The organism is Burkholderia sp. PAMC 26561 (assembly GCF_001557535.2).
GTDB lineage: Bacteria > Pseudomonadota > Gammaproteobacteria > Burkholderiales > Burkholderiaceae > Caballeronia.
In genome coordinates this window covers 133,754-152,887 of the sequence record NZ_CP014307.1, presented here as the reverse complement: position 1 = coordinate 152,887, position 19,134 = coordinate 133,754, and the positions used below count along the sequence as shown (strand labels likewise).

Here is a 19,134-nt window from a genome sequence, read left to right as displayed (position 1 = left end):
CGGTCCGCTATCGGGCATTTCGGAGACTAAGCTCTTGAACGACAACAATCAGGTCCCCGCTGCGGCACGTCTACGCCAGTACCTGAGCTCGGGCGACATGCTGGTAGCGCCTGGCGTCTACGACGGCATCACGGCGCGGCTCGCCGAGCAGGCGAAGTTCACCGCGTTATACATGACCGGCGCAGGCACGGCCGCGAGCTACGGTCTGCCCGACTATGGACTGCTCACAATGACCGAGATGGTTGCGAACGCGGCGCGCATCGTCGCGTGCACCACCCTGCCGGTTATCGCCGATGCCGACACTGGTTTTGGCAACGAGCTGAACGTGACGCGGGCCGTACGCGCTTACGAGCAGGCGGGCGTCGCGGGCATTCATATCGAGGACCAGGTGTCGCCCAAGCGCTGCGGTCATCTCGACGGCAAGGAACTCGTACCCGCCGCAGAGTTCGTGGCCAAGATCCGTGCCGCCCTCGCTGCCCGTCGCAATCCGGATTTCGTGATCATTGCGCGGACCGATGCGAACAGCGTCTCCGGTCTCGACGATGCAATCGCGCGTGCAAACGCCGCGCTCGCTGCGGGAGCGGACCTCGCGTTTGTCGAAGCGCCGCGCGACCTCGACGAAATCGCCGCGATTCCGCGGCGCGTGAATGGTCCTTGTCTCTTCAACATCGTCCGGGGCGGCAAGACGCCCGACATCTCGCTGCACGATGTACGCGAGATGGGCTATCGGCTAGCGATCCTGCCAAGCTTGCTGCTGGCAAGCGTGATGCGGGTATGCGAGCAGGAACTGGCGGCGCTGGCCGCAACCGGCATGCCCCCGCTTGCAGCCAGCGCACTGAGCGCGAAGGAACGTTTCCAGCGCATGGGTTCGGACGACTGGGACGCGCTGCGTACGCGTTTCATCGATAAACCGCGCTGACGCCACGCACAACGACGCAACAAAACAGAAAAACAAACAGGAGACAACATGGCATCCCCGGCATCCATTGGCTTGCGCCTTGACGCGCTGCCGCTCAGCGGTTTTCACCGGCGCATGCTGTGGCTCATTGCGGCAGGGATGTTCTTCGACAGCTTCGACATCACGCTTGCCGGCTCCGTGCTCGGTGCGCTGGTCCATAGCGGCATGTCGAACCTGCAGCTCAACGGCTATTTCATATCAGCCACGTTTGTCGGCATGGCGATTGGCGGGACGCTGGCGGGCATGCTCGGCGACCGTTTTGGCCGCCGCTTCACCTATCAGGCGAATCTTCTCGTGTTCGGTCTTGCGTCACTGGCGGCGGGCTTTGCGCCTTCCATGCCGTGGCTCATCGCGTGTCGGCTCGTGATGGGTATCGGGCTTGGTGCGGAGATCGTTGTTGGATATTCGACCCTGATCGAGATGACGCCGCCGAAGCAGCGGGGCCGTTATTCCGCATTGCTCGCGCTGGTGACCAACAGCGCGCTGTTCGTGTCGTCGCTCGCGGGTTATTTCCTGATTCCGTTGTGGACCTGGCGCTCCATGTTTTTCGTCTCCGGCGCGGGTGCGTTGCTTGTCTGGGTTGCGCGTAAATCGATGCCTGAGTCGCCCCGCTGGCTCGCAAGCGAAGGCCGGCTGGAAGAAGCCGATCTGATCGTGACCCGCATCGAGGAAGAAGTGCATGGCAAGGGTTATCGGGCGCCCGTGCAGTCGGGCACGCCCCCGGACCTCGAGCCGACGCCGCCGTTGTCTGTGCTGTTTTCAAGCGAAGTCTGGACGCGTACGTTGGTCGGTTCAACCATATCGATTGTCATTGGCATCGCCATTTACAGCTTCGTCACCTGGGTGCCTACCTTTTTGCTTAGGCAGGGCCTCAGCCTGTCGTCATCGCTTGGGTACAGCATGGTGATGTCGCTGGGTGGTCCAATAGGCGCGGGTATCGGTCTCATCTGCACTGACCGCTTCGGACGCCGCCGATGCATCGCGATCGCATCGATAATCGGCGCGGCAATGGGCGTGAGCTACGCGCTCTCGAGCTCGCCGATGATGGCCGCAATAATGGGCTTTCTCCTTTTTTGCTGCCTATATGCAATCGTTGCTTTGGCTGTTGCCTGTTACATTCCCGAGTTGTTCGGAACGCGCTACCGGCTTCGGGGCAACGGTTTTTGCGCCGTACTCGGACGGATTGCGTCGTTTTGCGCGCCCGGCATTACGCTGCTCCTGTACCGCACCGGTGGCATTCGATACGTCGCCTTCAGCGTCGCGGCATTGCTGGTGGTCCAGGCACTCGTGGTGCTCGCGTTCGGCATCGAGACACGCTCGCAATCGCTCGAGGCAATCGAGGAGCAGGGCGGCCCGCTCGAGCCGGAAGGTGCCCGGCTATCGCAGCAGTAGTCCAGCTTTTAAAGGCAACGAGTGCCGTACCACGCAAGCCGGGTAGCACCGTACACCACGGCTAGATGTTCATCTTCCGGCAAGTCCAGAACTCAAACGACCATGAGCTACCTGTTGTTCTTGCGATCAGCAAGCCCGAAGTAAGAATTCTCGCGCGCCCAGACCAGCACCTCGCTGCGACTGTGAAGATCGAGTTTTGCGTAGATGGTCGCCACGTGATTACGAACCGTGTTCAATGCGAGACCGAGGTGCTTGGCGATCTCCTTGTCGGCCTGCCCTTCACACAGGGCATCGAATACGTCGCGCTCCCGTGCGGTCAGGTCATCGAGTCGGCCAGCAGACGTTCCCGGCGCATTGGCACGCCGGACATTCGCCAGCTTTTCGATCAAGGTCTTGCTGAACCAGGATGCATCCTGCATGACCGCTTCGATGGCATCGACGAGTTCCATTTCCGAGCGCTTTCGTTCACTGATATCGAGCCACGCCATCAACACGCAATCCTGCCGATTGATGCTGACTGATTCCGCCGAAACAAGACAGCGAATCGTCTCGCCATTCTTCTTCCGTACGTCGAACTCGACGTTGCGCACCCCGGTGCCGCTCTCGAGCAGACTTGCGAGTCGGCTGCGGACATCACCCATCCAGACGTTCGCATCTGCGCCTGCCCGACCGATGATGTCTTCGGCCGCATAGCCCGTCGTTACAGTGAAGGCCTCGTTGAGATCGAGAATCACGAACTCGTCTGCGGTCACAACGGCACTGGGGACCGGCAGCATGCGAAAAGCCTTCTGAAACCGCTCCTCGCTTTGACGCAGTGTGCTCTCTGCTTTCCTGCGCGGTTCCAGATCCATGAAGGTGAAGAGCATGCAGTCTTCTTCACCGATATCGATCGGTTGTCCCGCCACCACGACGGGTTTCAAACCGCCGTCCGGAAGCCTCAGCTCCGCTTCCATTTGGGGGATGGTCGCGCCCTGGCTCAGGCGTTCGATTGCGATGCCCCGCTTCTCGGCGTTTTCGAATACATCGAGTTCATACACTGATCGGCCAATGACGTCTTCGCGAACGTAACCCGTCATCTCCAGGAACCCCTGATTGACCTTCATGTAGCGCTGATCGCTCAACCGGCAGATCACCGCAGGTGCCGGGTTTGCATTGAAGGTCTTCTCGAAGCGCTGTTCGGCGCTTGCCCATTCAGTCGCATCGTGAACGATCAGGGCGAGACAGTCCGGTTCGCCCTGGCTGTTCGTCAGCACGAGACTGCGCACCCGATGCACCCAGTTGACCGAGTCGTCATCTGCGGGGAATACCTCGACCACTACGTCGCTAAAACATTCTCCCGCGATCACGCGCTCGATTGGATACTGCCCATTCGAAAGAATATGGTTGTTACGATAGCGAAGCCGGAACCGTTCCCGATACTCCCCCACGTCTTTGCCGAGGTCGCTCACATTTTCCACGCCATGCATGCCGAGAGCAGCCTCATTCGCCCACAAAATGCGTTGATCCGGCTCGATCAGGATGACGCCCTCGGTCAGTCCGGTAATGATCTGCTGGAGCTGACGCCGGTCCGTCTCGGTACGCAGCACGCGGTCGTTCATGGTTGGGTTCTTCCTGGATGCCGATGCGGCCATGCCGCCTGCACTGTCGTGAAATAATAAAAATCGCGCCTTGGTGCTGCGAGCAAAAGAGATCGCGGCAACCAAGGGCACTGGCAGAATACATCAGTCGCCATTACACCACGACTTCCTCACGCAACGGATTGCTGCGGCGTCCCAGAAACCCGGCAAATCCGGAGACAAGCGCGCCCAAAAGCAATATCACGACGCCCGCCCACGCTGCATGACTCACGCCGGTTGCGGCCGCCTCGCCGGCTTGACGCGCTTTCTGTTCGGCCTGGATCTTCAGGCTGCGGTACTTCTCGAGTGCCTGGTTGTAGGTCTGCTCGTAGTTATTCGCGATGGTCTGTGCTTCAGGACGACTTTTGCCGGTGCGCGCCATGATGACGTTGACAAGCGCTTCCTTGTCCGTCGCGTCGAGGGCAGGATACGCCTTCTGCTTCAATCGATCGAAAAAGCTGCTGAGATCATCGGCGGAGTTCTGCGGTTTCGCGGCAGCGCCTGCAGCGGTCGCAGTGCCGTCACTCGCTGCGCCCTGAGCGGACGCTTTGAGATTTGACGGGTCGAGCGCGGGCTTGCCGGTCTGACGCAATAGCGTCTCCAGTTGTCCCTGGACATCGGTCATATCGATATCGATGCCATTGCTCTTGAGCGCGCCCTTCACGCCGGAAGCGATGCCCGGAGCCGCTGCAGCGACGCCCTGACCCGCCACCGACAGTCCCGCCCGAGCCACCCCGGATGCGGTACCGATCGCGCCGCCGGCCAGGCTCGACACCATGTAGAGCGTTACCAGGGTGGTCAGTGACCAGCAGAGGACGCCGTGCAGCGCGCCGCGCCGTGGCGAGGACCGCCCCGCGAAAAACCCTCCGACCGCAAGCGACACGAGCGTGGACACGCCGACCCAGATCCCCGCGCCGGTGCCGAAGCCAGCAAGCGGATTACGCTCACCCATTGGGTCGAGTGCGCTTGCACCTATCGCCGTGCCCAGTACGCCAAGGAACAGATACGTCATCATGGCCAGCAACAGGCCGACGAACACGGCACCCCAGGAGACACGCAATACGTTCACTGGTTGGGGGTCAAGAGATGTATGGATTCGATTCATGGATTACCTTTTTATTCTAGTTCAGGGAGCGCACGAGCCGGTCCCGCCCGACATGTCTGTCAGCCGGTCTAGCGCTTCGCCCATATGGCACCAGCGATAAAACTCACCGCTGCGACAAGCGCCAACGACGCCACCGGGTTACTCTTGGTCGCACCACGCACGGTGTCGAGCGCCTCGCCATACGATTGCTGAGCTATGCCAGCAGCTTGACGCGCACGGCCCTCCAGTTGCGACCCGTTATCGCCCGTGACGTTGCCGAGCGCGGCTTGCGCCTTCCCAGCAGCTTCTTTGATCGATCCTTCCGCTTTCTCAAACATGATTACCTCGTTACTTTAGTGTTTCGGATGACGAATCATCGATGACTTTCGATGGTCTATCTGCCCCGGTCATCGAATGCCGGGAATCAGTCCTTGCCGGTTGCTTTATCGGCGATGTCCTTGGCTTTCTCCTGCGTCTTCCCGACGCCTTCCTGCACTTTTCCTGCAGTTTTTTCAGCAACCCCTTCAACTTCCAGTGACGTATTTCCGGTCACTTTACCCAGCGCTTCCTTCACCGAGCCCTTGATCTGCTTAAGCGTCCCGTCGACCTTATTCTTGTTCATATGAATGCTCCTTAGGGTGGGTTAACAACACGGAGCAATGTGGCACCGTGTGACTGGAAGTGTAGGTGCAGCGAGTGATGCGGCACCAGATACAAACGCGCTAGAAAAAATAGTGCGTTTGCGCTCCAGTGCTCGCTGGAAACTCGCCAGCCGTCCCGGAGCGCCGACCAGCGACGTGCCGTAGTCAGGACAACAGCATTGAACGCGGGCTCTCCAGTCCTTGACGATGCGCAGGCCAGGGCCGCCTCACGCATTCGACACATGGCGAAACAACATGTGCGGAACAGGTGCGCTGACGCCAACCCGGTCGAATGCCTATACAGGTGGGCACGCTGGTTCAGAGTGGAAAGCTGATTGCTCGCATCGAGCAACGCGCCTGGATCGGGCGACGTCTATGCAAGCGGTGGCACGGTCGCAGTCCAGGCATCGACACGCGCGATCATGGGCGGCAAGTACACGCAACTTGCAGGACGAACACCCGCGATCAACCGTGGCAATGGCAATGGCAATGGCACTTGGAATGACACTTAAAACTTCATCACCATCGCCACGCCACCTACCATGAGAACGGCTCCAAGCGCCCTTAGCCAACTCAGCGGATGGTCCGGCACGCCGATCAGACCGAAATGGTCAATGAAAATTGAGGCTATCAGATTTGCACAGATGGTCAGCCCGTTGATTGCTCCGACGCCGACCTTTTGGACCAATGTCAAGCCCGCAAATACAGCCACGGCTCCCACCATGCCGCCCAACGGTGCCCACCATTTCATGTCCTTGAGCTCAGTCAGCGTCGGCAGCGGGGTTGGCTGTATCCAGAACAGCGCTATGGCAAGGAAAGTGACCAGCATGAAAGAGACCGCCGATGCCAGCCACGGGTTGACCAACGATGCCTTCAATACGCCGTTGATTGGTGCACCGGCCGCCTGCAACACACCACCTAAAATAATGAAAGGATAAATCCATGCATTGCTCATCGGTCCTCTCCGGATTGTCAGATCAGTACGCGTGCACCTAGCGCCAGGATCAGCGCCGGGATCATCACTACCGTTCCCACTTGCAAGAACTTCCAGAATCCTACGTCTTCGCCTTCACGCCGGATGGCATTCAACCAGAGGATGGTTGCCAGCGACCCCGTGATCGAGAGATTGGGCCCGAGATCCACCCCGATCAGCAACGCATCGATGACCCGCTCAGGGCTGTGTGCCTGCATCACAGTCGCACTCGAAATCAGCCCCGCCGGGAGATTGTTCATTAGATTAGAAGCGATCGCGATCACGCCACCCGACAATCCGGCGCTCAATGATTCGTCGCGCTGAGTAGCGGACTGGAGCATCTGTGCGAGGTGCGCGATAACGCCTGTGTGCTGCAACACCTCCACCAGCACGAACAACCCGGCAACCAAAGGCAAGACACTCCAGGAGATGTCCCTCACCAGAGCCCAAGGCGATTTCCGCTCCTGGATCAGCACGATTGCAGCGGTCGTCGCACCAAGAATTGCGGTCGGCAAGCCAAGCTGCATGTCGAACGCCGAGACAAGGAGCAGCACGATCGCAGTTACGGCGATTCCACCCAGCGCAATGCGGCCGCTGGATGACAACGGCACATTGTCCAGGCCAGACTTGCATTCGCCTCTCAAATCGCGGCGCTGCGCCCAGCGAAGCATGAAATAGGTCGCCGCGATGGACAGTACCGAAGGCACGATGAAACGGCCCATCCAGAGAGACAGCGCGGGCGTATGGTTACCGTACAAAACCAGATTGGCGGGATTCGAGATCGGCAAAACAAAGCTTGCCGCATTCGCAATGAATGCGCATACGAACAACAAAGGCAAGGGCTTTGTATCGGCTTTCTTCGCAGCGGCGAAGACCGCCGGTGTCAGCACAACCGCGGCAGCATCATTGGACAGGAATGTCGTAACAACCACGCCTACCAAGTACACCAGCAAAAACAGGCGTGCGGGCGACCCCTTCGCATGATTGACCGCAAGTACCGCGACCCAGTCGAACAAGCCCTCGCGGCGCCCTACTTCGGACAGCAACATCATTCCAAACAGAAAGAAATATACATCTGCTCCTTTGGCGACCGCCTGCAGAGCTTGCGTAATAGGCAACAAACCCAGAGCGACAATGAGCAACGCGCCAGCGACGGCCCAAATAGCCTCAGGCCATTTGAACGGGCGCGTAATGACGCCGGCCGTAGCCATGGCTGCGATGCCCCAGGAAAGGAAGGTTGGATTCACGTCGGCGATTCTCAAAAAGTAAAGGAGTACAGACGGGCCCATTGAGCGCCGCACGTACGTCAGGCACTCGAAGCTGCGGTTTTGCCTTCGATCGATATGCTTTCAGAACTGCGGCATGCGTTACGAAGACTGGTGCCAAATCCCAGCCACAAGGCGATCGATGCGGTAGACACAGCGCCTAAAACCAGGAATGCGGCTGAGTATCCAAACGTATGGGCAAGCAGTCCGCCCAATAATGGACTAAGCGCAGCACCCGCAGCCTGGCACGTCATGACAACGCCCTGCCCCACATTGACGCGCCCTGTGCCGTCAAGGAGGCGAACAACAAGCGCCGGCACCGCCACGCTTTGCAAGCCAGCGCCGATGCCATCGAGTGCCTGCACAGGCCACACCCCCCACGCATGAAGCACACTGGCGGCAATGGCGCCGCGCAGCGGCAACGCCAGAAATGTGATCAAGATCACCCACCAATACCCGCGCCATTTGATCAGCCGACTCGCCATCATCGATACGATAACCATCACGAGCTGTGCAACGATAATCGTCTGCGCAGTGAAGGCGCTGGGGTCGCCCTGCTTGGCAGCCACGATCGCAAGTCCGTAAAGCGGAAGCATTGCGGCATTGCCAAGATGAAACATTGCCAACGCCGCGGCCAGCACCAAAAGCGGCTTGGACTGCAGCAGGGTGCGAAAGCCGCTCATTTCGTCGTTGCCGCGTTCGCTTGCCTCCTTGTTCCCCCCCTCCAGACCGCGCGCATGATCATGATCGATCGCATCTGCGGGAATCAGGAGCACCGTGAAAACTGAAACCACGCCGAATATCGCGCTCAGGCCAAATACGGCGCCGAACCCGAAGCGCCAACCCAGCCAGCCGGAGAGCGCCGCAGCGGCCACGTTGCCTGCGTGATTGGCGACTTGATTGCGGCCGAATTGCTTGTCAAAGCCGCGCTGCCTCACCATTCCCAGCGTGATGCCGGCGATTGCGGGTCCGAGCGCGGCGCCCGTCACTGCGGTAGCAATCTGCGATGCGGCCACCATCCAGAAGCCGTGTGCAAACCAAAGCAGCAAAGACGCAAGCACAGTCATCACGCCAGCCACGATGATCACCGCGCGCTTGTACCGGGTGGCATCCACAAGGGCGCCGGCCGGTGAAGTGGCCAGCATTCCCGCGATGCCGCCGATGGTCATCACGGTGCCGATCAAATCAGTTCCCCAACCCCGCGCCTGCAGGAATACGCCGAGAAATGGGCCAATCCCTGCCTGCACGTCGGCCATGAAGAAATTCAGCGCCTCAAGCGGGCGTGTCGCCTTGCCGGCGGGCCGGACGGCCACCTCAGCAGACGGCGTCACCAGGCACGACCATTTTTGTTGGGGCCGAGTTGCGAGCCGAGCAAGCCGTGGTCGGCCCATTCTCCAACCGCGTGCGCATCAGTGCCAGGAGGGGCGGCGGCGAACGCGCGGCTCCCCGCGCCCTGTCGCGAGAGCACCTCTATCGTGTCTGACGCTGTGTTGCCGTTCGCGTCAGACGCCACGACCGTTACCTGGTAGCGATCCACATCCGGAGGGCGCGGCAGCTCCGCTTGCCAAACCGCATGTTCACCAGACACTGGCTGCATGGTTGCACGCTGCTCGCCAATGGAAACCACGACTTCGGCTATCTGCTGGCCAAACACCTTGGCGCGCACCTCGCAGTTGCCAACCGGCACTTGTCTTTGATCAGCGGGGTCAGTCACGAGCCGCCTGTCTGCCGGCGTCGTGATCATCACCAGCGGCCAAGCTGCAGAGACAGGCTGAAACCGCCAACTCACCACGCTGGCGTCCACGGTGACGATCGCAACGCCCGCTCGCCCGTCGTCTTCTTCAATCTGTCCGGTCGAGCGCGTCGCGGCGTAAATAACCGATCCGTCATTGAGCAGTTCGTTGTAGTGAGTGTGGCCGGTGTCGACGACAAGTACTCCAGCGGATGCAAACAGGTGTGCCAGCGCTTCCCCACCTTCAGCAAGATCGCCGGGGTAAGCATGCATGAAGACAACTGGCCGTTCCTTGTCGTTCACGCAAGCTGCCAGCTGTGCTGCGATCCATTCTGTCTGCGCCGCGCCAAGGCGGAAATCAGGACCGCCTTCACCGGCGGACACGATGTCCAAAAACAGGCAGCGATGTCCTTTCACGGTGACTTGCTTGGGTAGTGAGTCGACGCCCAGTTCGCGATGGAATGTTTCAAGCGAGCCTGGTTCGAAATCATGATCCCCTGGAATCGCATTGGTAGGTAATCGAAGCGAACTTAGGATCGAGCGAATCTTGGCGTACTGTTCGGGCTTGCCATTGTTGGCGTTATCTCCCGGAAGATAGGCGAACTCCACCGCATGAGCGACGTTAGTGTTGACCGCACTGACTAAACGCTCTAGAAGGCCGACACTCTTGAAGCTGTCGTCGTGCGAAACGTGGAGGTCCCCGAAATGTACCCAACTCAACATGGCGCGACTCGATGAAAACCGGCAACCCGGCAATGGCCACGCTTCTGCAAGTCGTATGCCATGATGAGAAGCCATACTGCAGCTGGCTGAGCACCTTGATCGGCACCTGTGGGTGCTTGGTGGGTAGACACCCATCGTCCAGGAATTGGACGCATTTCGACGGCGATGAGACTGACCGAAGAAAACTAATAAGCCTGCTGCATAATTCTGTAGACATTACTCGACCGACACGTCACAGAGGCATTTATTTCCGCTGGTCCATCGCAGAAAAAATGCATTTGATGGGCATTACTTAAGCCTGTGATTCGCCACATCACACCGCTAGGAGAAATTAGACCAAACGTATTAATATTCCAATGCGCCCGCAACGAATGAAAGGGACTTCCCAGTCCCGAGGCTGCCGCGGAAGCCGCAATCGGCAGCAACGTGCCATGATGAAGTTTCGAACGTTCATCAACACCCACAAGAGGGGAAATCCATGCCTATTGTCACTGTCGGAATCGATCTTGCCAAGAACGTCTTCGCGGTTCACGGAGTGGATGAAGCCGGCAAGGCGGTATTGATCAAACCGCGTGTCTCACGCGATCAATTGGTCGCGCTGATCGCCCAGCTACCGCCCTGTCTCATCGGTATGGAAGCTTGCTCGGGTGCGCACCACTGGTCGCGGGTGTTCCAGCAGTACGGCCACACGGTGAAGCTGATGGCGCCGAAACTCGTGGCGCCGTACCGGATGTCAGGCAAGCGTGGCAAGAACGACGCCGCCGATGCGGCAGCCATCTGCGAAGCGGTGACTCGCCCGAGCATGCGTTTCGTGCCACTGAAGGACGAACACCAGCAAGCCACGCTCTGCCTGCATCGGACGCGGCAGGGTTTTATCGAGGAACGGACCGCGATATACAACCGGATACGTGGCCTGCTGTCCGAATTCGGCGTAGTGTTGCCGCAAAGTCCGGAACGCTTGCGAAGAGAGATCCCAACCCATCTGGATGCCTTGCCCGGCTGGGCCAGACGATGCATCAGCGATCTGCTCGAGCACGCCGGTAGCATCGAGGACCGACTGACCGAATACGACCGCGCGATTAGGGAGATCGCGCGTGAGGACGAACGCAGCAAGCGACTCATGCTACTGCGCGGCATCGGCCCGACCACCGCAAGCGCATTGCTTGCGAGCATCGGTGCCGGACACGATTTCAGGAACGGTCGCCAGGTGGCTGCATGGCTTGGACTGACGCCTGGCCAGCACAGCAGCGGCGGCAAGGCGCGGCTGGGTAGCATCACAAAGGCCGGTGACGCCTACCTGCGCAGCCTGCTAGTGCTCGGGGCGCGCGCCGTGATCGCCAGTCTGGGCGAGAAGCAGGATCGGTTCAGCCGCTGGGTACGCAGCCTTATGGAACGCCGCGGCTACTGGCGTGCGGCAGTTGCGATTGCGGCCAAGAATGCGAGAATGGCTTGGGCAATGCTAAGTTACGGCGACGATTTCAAGCACGAACCGGCCGCAGCGTGAAGTCGTCGGGCCTGACCAAACACCGACGATCAATGATAGTCATCATGAGCGGATAAACGATCACTTTGCACTGCCAGCGGTGATGTGAAGCGGGTTGGACCCGCGCAAGGCATACCTGCCAGCGAGACGGGGATTTCTATCCCGTCCAACGAATGAGGTCCTTGCGCGCGTCTTTCATCAGGGTCCGGGCCACGGCTCAACATGACCGGTTGTAGTACAGCAGTCCTTCACCTTCTCACGCGCGCCGACGTGGCATTGCAGCATGTATTAACGCGGACTTCGATTGAGCTTGCGCTTAACGGGGAAGCCCTTGTAGTCTCGCTGGGTTCAAGAGGCGGTCGCGGAATTCGTGCTGATTGGTTATTTATCGATGACAGGCGCGGAATGGAAGCCCACAGACGCAATAATGTCCACGTCGTCGGAGACGGCCCTGTCACGCTGGTTTTTGCGCACGGTTTTGGATTCGACCAGAGCATCTGGCAGTGTCTGACCGACGCGTTTGCGCCGACCTACCGCATAGTTTTACTCGATCTGGTGGGCAGCGGCCGCTCCGATCTGTCCAAGTACGATTTCGTCAAATACGGCACGCTTCACGGTCATGCGAAAGACCTGCTCGAAGTACTGGCCGAATTCACCAGCGCGCCGGTGGTTTTAATTGGCCACTCCGTGGGCGCCATGATCGGAATGCTCGCGGCGATCGAGGCGCCCGAGCGTTTCAGCGGACTGGTGATGATCGGGCCGACACCTTCGCTTATTGATGACGGCGACTACAGAGGGGGATTCAAGCGAGGCGATATCGAAGCGCTGCTGGGATCGCTGGAGAGTAATTATCTCGGATGGGCCAATTCGATCGCACCATCAGTCCTGGGCACGCAAGCGCAATCCGGACCCGGCGCCGATTTCGCCGACAGCTTTTGCCGCAACGCCCCTGAGATTGGAAAACACTTTGCGCGCGTTTCCTTCCTTTCGGATCACCGCTCCGAACTGGTCCGCGTCACCATGCCGACCCTTATCGTGCAATCAAGCGACGATCCGTTCGTGCCCCTGGAAGTGGGCGACCATATGCGGCAAATGATCCGGGAAAGCGTCCTTGCCACCGTCCAGAGCACCGGACACTGTCCTCATATCAGCGCGCCGCGTGCATGCATCGATGCAATCGAGGCTTTCATAAAAACCCTTCCAACGCTCGCAGATGGCCCATCAAAAGAGACTGTTGCCGACAATCAGCGAGACGCTTGATCGCGCGCCGTGCGGTCTGTTCACGACGACCAAAGACGGGACCATCGTCCGCGCGAACGAAACGTTTTGCCGTTGGATTGGCTATCGGGAAGCAGACCTCGTTGGACTGCGCCGCATTCAGGATCTGCTGACGGTCGGCGGCCGGCTTCTCTTCGAGGCGCACGTGGCGCCTCTGCTGCAATTCCGCAATTCGGTTGCCGAGGTCAAGGTAGACATCGTCAGCCGGGCTGGTCCTGTCGTGCCGATTCTCTTCAATGTGTCGCGAACGCAATTCGATGGCGAAGAGCTCGATGAGTTCGCGGTGCTCGTCGTTGCGGAGCGTCACCAGTATGAGCTCGAATTGCTAGGCGCACGGCGCAACGCCGAGCAAGCGCTCGAGGCACGCAGTGAAGCGGAAAATGCCCTTCGCGAGGTCAATCGGCGCAAGGATGAATTTCTTGCCACGCTGGCGCACGAGCTCCGAAATCCGCTTGCTCCCATGCGCAACGTCCTGGAGATGCTGAGCCTGAAGGAACTTGTCGACCCACAGATCATCTGGGGTCGCGAAGTATTCGAGCGGCAGGTCCGTCACATGACCCGCTTGGTAGACGATCTGCTGGAAATGTCGCGTATCACGCAGGGCAAGCTTGAGTTGCGCAGGGAGAATATCGATCTGGTTTCAGTGCTGACGGGAGCAGTCGAGAATTCGAGGCCTCTCGTGCTTGCAGCCTCGCATGAACTCACTATCGCAATCCCCGGTGAGCCTGTCATGCTGGATGCCGACCCGACGCGGCTTTCGCAGATGATCCAGAACCTTTTGGACAATGCCGCCAAGTTCACTCCCCCCGGAGGAAAAATCTGGCTCAGCGCGAATCGCGAGGGGGCTGACGTCGCCATCAGGATTCGCGACTCAGGCATCGGCATTCCGCAGGGCAGCTTGGAAACGGTATTCGAGATGTTCTCGCAACTCGAGAATGCAATTGACCGGACCCAGGGCGGCCTCGGCATCGGGCTGGCGTTGGTGCGAGCTCTCGCACGGCTGCATGGCGGCAGCGTGGCTGCGCGCAGCGACGGGATTGGAAAAGGCAGCGAGTTCGTGATCCGTTTGCCCGTCTCCGAGGAAGAGAGGATCGTCGCGTCGAAGCCTCGACGCCTGCCTCCTGCAAGCGGAAGAGGACGCAGCGTGCTGATAGTCGACGACAACAAAGACGCCGCGATAAGTCTTTCCATGGTTCTTGAAATGGAAGGGCATCGAGTTCATGTCGCATTCGACGGCACCTCCGGCTTCGAGGCGGCCCGGGACAGCAGGCCCGAGGTCATCATTCTCGATATCGGCCTGCCTGATATCAACGGATACGAAATCGCCCGACGCATTCGCAAAGAACCGTGGGGAGTGCATGTTGATCTGATCGCGCTGACGGGATGGGGGCAGGAAAAGGACCAGCAGGACGCCCAGGCCGCAGGCTTCGATCATCATTTCACTAAACCAGCGGATCTTGAACGGCTCGCCAGGCTGCTCAATAAGGAACAGGGGGAAGAGACCTGGTGAGCGGAACAAAAAAAGGCAGCCTCGTTCCGATGCGCCGTTCTTGCGGCGCGGGGATCTTGGCTGCCTACCCGAATCTCGACTGCTGTCGAAACCGGTGATTCGCTGTGACTACTTGATTGCGAGCACTCGGCGTGCTTCCGCTTCGGCGAATTCCAGAGCTGCCGCTTCGGTTTTGACCGGCCGACCACAACCGCGACCGATCGTCTTGTTGATCGTGTGGTTGCGCCACGTGGTGGTAACACGAATGTAACCCTTGAACATTGCGCCAGGGGCGGGCATTACGCAAGCTTCGACGGTCTTATCGCCTTTGGTTTCTTTGAACGCCATGGCGATCTCCGTTTTGATGGTGGGCGGATCGTACCATGAAGAGGTGCGCGAACTTTGAATTCGTTGGGCTTTTCTGCTAGGCGTGGCCGCCAGGGATCGATCTGTGCAGCCCATGGTCGACGCGACATGGACGCCGCACGATTTCGACGACTTCAGGCCCCAGTATCGTTGGTGGTTGAAACACGACTTGCCCAATTCGTCCTGGCCTCGATCCACTCAGCCAGATCGAGCAGCGCAGCATCACTGCCGGCCGCGCCCACGATTTGCGCACCCAACGGCAAGCCAGCAGGTCCAAAACTCATCGGCACGGTCACAGCCGGCACGCCGAGAAACGTCCAGGGGGCGCAGAACGAAGCATCGCCGGTGGAATCCAGTCCATGCGGTGGTTCGCCATTCGCCGGTGCGACCAGCAACGCATCGAGCGTCATCGTTTTCCTCAGCCATGCGTCGAACCGATGCGCCATCCGGCCTTGCAAGACCTTGGCTTTCGCGTAATCGGTCGCCGCACACCGCAGTCCTTCTTCGATCAATCCCCGCATGGGAGCGCTGATGAGCTCCGGCGAACGCCGATACAAATCGCCGTGTGTGATGGCCGCTTCCACGCCCATCAATGTCAGCGCGTGAGCCGGTGTATCGAAGATTTCAGCCGGAAGATCGACCATCACGATCTCGGCCCCGTCGCGTGAAAGGCGCTCGGCAAGGGCATCGAGTGCGGCTTGTTGTGCGGGCTCGACAGCGCCGCCGACCTGCCTCACCAGCATTCCGATACGACGCCCCGCTGCAACCGTCGATGCCAAAGGAACATGTGACGCGTGTGGATCATCCGGGCCTGCGCCTGCGACCAGCTTGAGCACATAAGCCGCATCCGCAACGCTCCTCGTGAACAACCCGACGTGGTCCAATGACCATGCAAGCGGAAGCACGCCCGTTCTCGCAATGGTGCCGTATGTCGGCTTGAAACCGACCACGCCGCAATACGCCGCCGGCCTGATCACGGAACCTTGAGTCTGCGTCCCAAGCGCAAGCGAAACAATGCCTGCGCCCACGGCTGCCGCCGAGCCGCTCGACGATCCACCCGGCGTATATGCGCTGTTCCACGGGTTGACGGTCTGCCCGGGATGACGAAATGCAAATTCGGTCGTGACCGACTTGCCGAGTATGGTGGCACCCGCAGCGCGCAAGCGCGCGACCACTGTCGCGTCCTGCGCCGGCCGCCGTCCAACATAGGCCGGCGAGTTGAACTCGGTCGGCATGTCGGCGGTATCGATGATGTCTTTCACCGCTACGCTCACGCCAGCCAGCGGCAAGTTTTCATCAACGTGCGTGACCGGCAATGCATCAGGCAAGTACTGGAATGCATGCAGCGTGGATTGCGAAGCCTGAGCGGCGGCGAAACCCTGTGCAACGAACTCTGCGGCGCGGGTCTTGCCTGAGGCCACATCAGCGCGGATCTCAGCGATGGTCGGGCAAACGTAAGTCTTGGTCATGTGCTTGAGCTTTACTTGGCAGCGAGTGCGGGTTGGATATAGCTACGCGCGACGAACGTATCGTACTTGGGCTGTTGCTTCAGATTGCCAAGCGCGATCTGCGTGTCCATGGCGACCGTCAGTGCTTTCGGCGTGATGTCCACGTTCTTTGGATAGACGCCATCGGCAAGCATACGCTTGACGGCGGCGTCGACCACGGGTGCATCGAGCGTCGGGAATTCCTTACGGGCGATCGCGGCAGTCTCCGCCGGATTGGTCTGCATGTATAGCAACGCGCTTTGCAAGCCCTTCACGAAGCGCGCGGCTGTATCGGGGTCGATGATGCGCTTGGCCGTGATCGACGAAAACGCGTACTCGCCATAAAGCTTGGGGAAACTCAGCACGACTTTCATGCCCTTGGCGACCGCCTGGTCGAGACCCGGCTCGTACATCACCGCGATCTTCGATTGCCCCGCCACCAGCGGCCCGATCTCCGAGCCAAGCGGGACCTGTATGAGCTTGACGTCGCCTGGCGACATGCCGTTTTCCTTGAGCGCCCGAAAGAACAGCGACGTGCTGGTCGTTGGCATCTGTCCCGAGACCACGACTTCGCCTTTCACGTCCTTGATGCTCGTGAACTTGACGTCAGGCGCCGTCGCAATCCACACGGCGGCCCCGTTCACGACGTTCGCAATGACATCGACGTCCGCGCCCTTCTCCGCCGCAACCGCGGTCCACTCGGGGCCATGAAGCGAAAAGTCGGCGCTGCCCGACAGTACGGCCGATAATGCCGCACTCGGACTACCCGCCGTCTGCTTGGTCACGTCCAGTCCTTCCTTCGTGAAGAAACCCCCGTCGATAGCAACATAGAGCGGCAGGTACAGCATTGACTGAAATGCCTGCGAGATGGTCGCTTTCTTGTCGGCGGCGAGCGCCGTGGTCGTGACCGACGTCGCGCAAAACGCGAGCACCGAGCCCAGTACGGTAAGAAGGTTTTTTGCTTTGAGAGCCATCAGTATTTCCCTGTTCGAGTAGTTGATCAATCAAACCTTGAGCGTGTTTGCATTCGATGCCTGGCGCCACGGCAGCAGCCGGCGCTCGATCATGTCGATCAGGAAATAGAGCACGAAGCCGATCGCCATCAGCACGAAAAGCCCTTCCCAGACGGTGTTCAGGTCATAAAGGCTCGACGCCGTGAAGATCATGTGCCCGAGTCCATGCTCCGAAGAAATGAACTCGCCGACGACCGCGCCGACCAGACCAAACCCGACGTTGATGCGAAATGTGGAGATCACGTACGGCAGCGTGGAAGGCACGACGACCTTCGTGAACACTTCGTTCTTGTTGGCGCCGAGCGTGACAAGCAAGGCCTGGAGATCGGGGTCAGCGTCCTTCGCGGCTTCATACGCGGCAATCAGCGCGACAATGGCCGTGAGCGATATCGCCAATGCGACCTTCGATACGAGCCCCGTCCCGAACCAGAGAATCACGATTGGCGCGAACGCGATCTTCGGCACGCTGTTGATCGCGACAATGAAAGGCTCGATCAGCCGCGCGATGAACGGCGAATACCAGAGCGCAAGACCGCATACGGAACCGACCGCCGTGCCGAACACGAAACCGAGAATCGCTTCGAACAACGTGTAGCCGGTATCGATGAAAAGCTGGCCTGAATGAATATCGCGCACGAGTGCATCGAAGATCTTCGCCGGCGACCCGACCAGGAAATTCGATACCCACCCGAGCCGCGCGGCGCCTTCCCAGATCGCGAAGAATGCGACCACCGCGGCGAGTTGCAGGAGCGAACGGCCCCAGCCGCTGTCGAATACAAATTTGCGGGCACGCACTTTCTGCTCCGGTTGCACGATGGAAACGGATTGCGTCATGCTGAACCAACCTCCGTCTGGATATCGAGTTCGCCGCACAGCGCGTGAAAGTAGCCGGAGAAGTTTGGATCGCTGCGCGCGCCGATCGGCGAGCGCGCGCTGATATCGATGTCATAGATCTTCTTCACTTGCGACGGGCGTCCGCCAAGCACGACCACGCGTTTGGAGAGCGCGACAGCTTCATCGATATCATGGGTGACGAGCACCACGGTCTTATGAAACGTCTCCACGGCTTCCATCAATACGCCTTCCAGATAGAGCCGGGTCTGATAATCGAGCGCGGAGAACGGTTCATCGAGCAGGATGATGTCGGGGTCATTGATCAGCGTCCGGATCAACGCAACGCGCTGGCGCATGCCGCCCGAAAGCATGCGCGGATACGCGTTCTCGAAACCGGCGAGGCCATACGTATTGAGATATTCCATCGCCATGTCGCGCGCTTGCGCGACTGGCATGTGCGACAGCTCGGGGCCTATCAACACGTTCTGCAGCACGGTGCGCCACGGCAGCAACAGGTCGCGCTGCATCATGTAGCCGACCTTGCCGCGCAAGCCTTCGACCGTCTGCCCCCTGTACACTATGTCGCCGCTGTCGGCTTCGAGCAGACCCGCAATCACATTGAACACAGTCGTTTTTCCACATCCCGATGGACCGATGATGCTCACGAAATCGCGTTCGTTGATATCGAACGTGAGCCCACCCAGTACATCGACCGTGCCGAGTTTGTTGGAAAACGATTTGCGGATGTTGCGTAACGCGAGCTGCACGGACATGCGGATTTTCCTCGTGTTTGAACGATC

General features: G+C 59.6%; 19 protein-coding genes. 6 read left to right on the top strand and 13 right to left on the bottom strand.

Going from position 1 to position 19,134, the window contains the following annotated elements; genetic code table 11:
- Positions 1-34: 34 nt before the first annotated feature.
- Entirely contained in the window at positions 35-919 is an 885-nt protein-coding gene (locus tag AXG89_RS16325; RefSeq protein WP_082771483.1) for an isocitrate lyase/PEP mutase family protein, read from the top strand.
- 48 nt (positions 920-967) lie between these two features.
- The gene (locus AXG89_RS16320) at positions 968-2,350 is read left to right on the top strand and encodes an MFS transporter (protein ID WP_062170870.1); all 1,383 of its coding nucleotides are present in this window, start codon (positions 968-970) and stop codon (positions 2,348-2,350) included.
- 107 nt (positions 2,351-2,457) lie between these two features.
- Here the strand turns inward: AXG89_RS16320 and AXG89_RS16315 are convergent, their stop codons facing one another.
- From AXG89_RS16315 to AXG89_RS16300, 4 genes are all read right to left on the bottom strand, one after another.
- Positions 2,458-3,948 (bottom strand): helix-turn-helix transcriptional regulator, encoded by a 1,491-nt coding sequence (locus AXG89_RS16315; RefSeq protein ID WP_062170868.1) that lies wholly within the window; start codon positions 3,946-3,948, stop codon positions 2,458-2,460.
- A 133-nt stretch (positions 3,949-4,081) separates the two neighbouring features.
- Entirely contained in the window at positions 4,082-5,071 is a 990-nt protein-coding gene (locus AXG89_RS16310; RefSeq protein WP_062170866.1) for a YrzE family protein, read from the bottom strand.
- A gap of 68 nt (positions 5,072-5,139) precedes the next feature.
- Entirely contained in the window at positions 5,140-5,388 is a 249-nt protein-coding gene (locus AXG89_RS16305; protein ID WP_062170864.1) for a CsbD family protein, read from the bottom strand.
- 86 nt (positions 5,389-5,474) lie between these two features.
- On the bottom strand, positions 5,475-5,672 hold the full coding sequence (locus tag AXG89_RS16300) for a CsbD family protein (protein WP_062002956.1): 198 nt from the start codon (positions 5,670-5,672) through the stop codon (positions 5,475-5,477).
- Positions 5,673-6,026: 354 nt separating this feature from the next.
- Between AXG89_RS16300 and AXG89_RS42155 the strand changes: the two genes are divergently transcribed.
- The gene (locus tag AXG89_RS42155; protein WP_155524342.1) at positions 6,027-6,203 is read left to right on the top strand and encodes a hypothetical protein; all 177 of its coding nucleotides are present in this window, start codon (positions 6,027-6,029) and stop codon (positions 6,201-6,203) included.
- Here the strand turns inward: AXG89_RS42155 and AXG89_RS16295 are convergent.
- The 4 genes from AXG89_RS16295 to AXG89_RS16280 all read right to left on the bottom strand — a co-directional run bounded on the left by AXG89_RS16295 (position 6,200) and on the right by AXG89_RS16280 (position 10,384).
- The gene (locus AXG89_RS16295; RefSeq protein WP_062170861.1) at positions 6,200-6,646 is read right to left on the bottom strand and encodes a DMT family transporter; all 447 of its coding nucleotides are present in this window, start codon (positions 6,644-6,646) and stop codon (positions 6,200-6,202) included. The genes AXG89_RS42155 and AXG89_RS16295 overlap by 4 nt on opposite strands.
- Before the next feature lie 17 nt (positions 6,647-6,663).
- Positions 6,664-7,911 carry an arsenic transporter gene (locus tag AXG89_RS16290; RefSeq protein WP_062172543.1) on the bottom strand — a complete coding sequence of 416 codons (1,248 nt, stop codon included), beginning with the start codon at positions 7,909-7,911 and terminating at the stop codon, positions 6,664-6,666.
- Positions 7,912-7,970: 59 nt separating this feature from the next.
- The gene (locus AXG89_RS16285; RefSeq protein ID WP_062172542.1) at positions 7,971-9,185 is read right to left on the bottom strand and encodes an MFS transporter; all 1,215 of its coding nucleotides are present in this window, start codon (positions 9,183-9,185) and stop codon (positions 7,971-7,973) included.
- A gap of 71 nt (positions 9,186-9,256) precedes the next feature.
- Entirely contained in the window at positions 9,257-10,384 is a 1,128-nt protein-coding gene (locus AXG89_RS16280; RefSeq protein WP_062170860.1) for a metallophosphoesterase family protein, read from the bottom strand.
- Between the two features lie 478 nt (positions 10,385-10,862).
- Between AXG89_RS16280 and AXG89_RS16275 the strand changes: the two genes are divergently transcribed.
- From AXG89_RS16275 to AXG89_RS16265, 3 genes are all read left to right on the top strand, one after another.
- Positions 10,863-11,888, top strand: a complete 1,026-nt coding sequence (locus tag AXG89_RS16275) for an IS110 family transposase (RefSeq protein WP_062170858.1) — start codon at positions 10,863-10,865, stop codon at positions 11,886-11,888.
- 384 nt (positions 11,889-12,272) lie between these two features.
- Positions 12,273-13,127: an alpha/beta fold hydrolase gene (locus tag AXG89_RS16270; RefSeq protein ID WP_062170856.1), complete on the top strand. Its 855-nt coding sequence runs from the start codon at positions 12,273-12,275 to the stop codon at positions 13,125-13,127.
- Positions 13,102-14,655, top strand: a complete 1,554-nt coding sequence (locus AXG89_RS16265; RefSeq protein ID WP_236873448.1) for a hybrid sensor histidine kinase/response regulator — start codon at positions 13,102-13,104, stop codon at positions 14,653-14,655. Before AXG89_RS16270 ends, AXG89_RS16265 begins: the two co-directional genes overlap by 26 nt.
- Before the next feature lie 108 nt (positions 14,656-14,763).
- On the opposite strand, the gene AXG89_RS16260 is transcribed toward AXG89_RS16265, so the two are convergent.
- From AXG89_RS16260 to AXG89_RS16240, 5 genes are all read right to left on the bottom strand, one after another.
- The gene (locus AXG89_RS16260) at positions 14,764-14,982 is read right to left on the bottom strand and encodes a hypothetical protein (RefSeq protein WP_062002949.1); all 219 of its coding nucleotides are present in this window, start codon (positions 14,980-14,982) and stop codon (positions 14,764-14,766) included.
- Positions 14,983-15,134: 152 nt separating this feature from the next.
- Positions 15,135-16,469, bottom strand: a complete 1,335-nt coding sequence (locus tag AXG89_RS16255) for an amidase (RefSeq protein ID WP_062170851.1) — start codon at positions 16,467-16,469, stop codon at positions 15,135-15,137.
- 11 nt (positions 16,470-16,480) lie between these two features.
- The gene (locus AXG89_RS16250; protein WP_062170849.1) at positions 16,481-17,461 is read right to left on the bottom strand and encodes an ABC transporter substrate-binding protein; all 981 of its coding nucleotides are present in this window, start codon (positions 17,459-17,461) and stop codon (positions 16,481-16,483) included.
- Positions 17,462-17,491: 30 nt separating this feature from the next.
- On the bottom strand, positions 17,492-18,334 hold the full coding sequence (locus tag AXG89_RS16245) for an ABC transporter permease (protein ID WP_062002946.1): 843 nt from the start codon (positions 18,332-18,334) through the stop codon (positions 17,492-17,494).
- Positions 18,331-19,107 carry an ABC transporter ATP-binding protein gene (locus AXG89_RS16240; protein ID WP_062170847.1) on the bottom strand — a complete coding sequence of 259 codons (777 nt, stop codon included), beginning with the start codon at positions 19,105-19,107 and terminating at the stop codon, positions 18,331-18,333. The genes AXG89_RS16245 and AXG89_RS16240 overlap by 4 nt, the downstream gene beginning before the upstream one ends.
- Positions 19,108-19,134 lie beyond the last annotated feature (27 nt).

Coding starts and splice junctions, on each gene's coding strand:
- AXG89_RS16250 (WP_062170849.1), bottom strand. CDS start 17,461: ATGGCTCTCAAAGCAAAAAACCTTCTTACCGTACTGGGCTCGGTGCTC.
- AXG89_RS16255 (WP_062170851.1), bottom strand. CDS start 16,469: ATGACCAAGACTTACGTTTGCCCGACCATCGCTGAGATCCGCGCTGAT.
- AXG89_RS16305 (WP_062170864.1), bottom strand. CDS start 5,388: ATGTTTGAGAAAGCGGAAGGATCGATCAAAGAAGCTGCTGGGAAGGCG.
- AXG89_RS16320 (WP_062170870.1), top strand. CDS start 968: ATGGCATCCCCGGCATCCATTGGCTTGCGCCTTGACGCGCTGCCGCTC.
- AXG89_RS16285 (WP_062172542.1), bottom strand. CDS start 9,185: ATGGCCGACGTGCAGGCAGGGATTGGCCCATTTCTCGGCGTATTCCTG.
- AXG89_RS16275 (WP_062170858.1), top strand. CDS start 10,863: ATGCCTATTGTCACTGTCGGAATCGATCTTGCCAAGAACGTCTTCGCG.
- AXG89_RS16245 (WP_062002946.1), bottom strand. CDS start 18,334: ATGACGCAATCCGTTTCCATCGTGCAACCGGAGCAGAAAGTGCGTGCC.
- AXG89_RS16240 (WP_062170847.1), bottom strand. CDS start 19,107: ATGTCCGTGCAGCTCGCGTTACGCAACATCCGCAAATCGTTTTCCAAC.
- AXG89_RS16310 (WP_062170866.1), bottom strand. CDS start 5,071: ATGAATCGAATCCATACATCTCTTGACCCCCAACCAGTGAACGTATTG.
- AXG89_RS16270 (WP_062170856.1), top strand. CDS start 12,273: ATGGAAGCCCACAGACGCAATAATGTCCACGTCGTCGGAGACGGCCCT.
- AXG89_RS16280 (WP_062170860.1), bottom strand. CDS start 10,384: ATGTTGAGTTGGGTACATTTCGGGGACCTCCACGTTTCGCACGACGAC.
- AXG89_RS16260 (WP_062002949.1), bottom strand. CDS start 14,982: ATGGCGTTCAAAGAAACCAAAGGCGATAAGACCGTCGAAGCTTGCGTA.
- AXG89_RS16315 (WP_062170868.1), bottom strand. CDS start 3,948: ATGAACGACCGCGTGCTGCGTACCGAGACGGACCGGCGTCAGCTCCAG.
- AXG89_RS16300 (WP_062002956.1), bottom strand. CDS start 5,672: ATGAACAAGAATAAGGTCGACGGGACGCTTAAGCAGATCAAGGGCTCG.
- AXG89_RS16295 (WP_062170861.1), bottom strand. CDS start 6,646: ATGAGCAATGCATGGATTTATCCTTTCATTATTTTAGGTGGTGTGTTG.